Annotated in this window: 1 protein-coding gene; it reads right to left on the bottom strand. The window is 53.1% G+C overall.

Features of this window, described 5'->3' with window-relative positions:
* Nucleotides 1-503: AMP-binding enzyme (locus tag AC1DFM_RS34730; RefSeq protein WP_477081374.1), on the bottom strand; the 503-nt coding region annotated here is incomplete at both ends.

The following is a 503-nucleotide window of genomic DNA, read 5'->3' as shown; positions in this document are numbered from 1 at the left end:
AGAAGTTATCTTTAACACCGATCTGCGTTCTGCCAAGCACCTGCTCCCAGATGGAGATCAGCTGCGCTTCTGTTGTATTACGGGCAGGTATATACGTAGTACCGGTAGTTAGTCCAAAGTCTTCCGGAGCGGGCAGCTGCCGGCGGTCTACTTTACCGTTGGCATTCAGTGGTAAGCTGTCCAGTTGCACGAAGTAAGCAGGGATCATATAAGCAGGCAGGGTGCCAGCCAACCACTGACGCAGATCGGAAAGCCCGATCGCTTTCTTGCTGACGATATAGCCTACCAGGTTTTTTGTACCCGTCTGGTCTTCCCTTGCAATAACGATCGCCGCATCCATATCAGGATGGCTTTGCAGCACACTGGAAATTTCTCCCAGCTCTATGCGGTAACCGCGGATCTTCACCTGGTCATCCTGACGACCCAGGTATTCAACATTGCCATCGGGCAGCCAGCGACCGATATCACCGGTGCGGTAAATGCGGCGACCAGCCGTAAAAGGA

It is taken from the genome of Chitinophaga sp. 05T412, from assembly GCF_056396465.1.
This window is presented reverse-complemented; position numbering and strand designations above follow the sequence as displayed.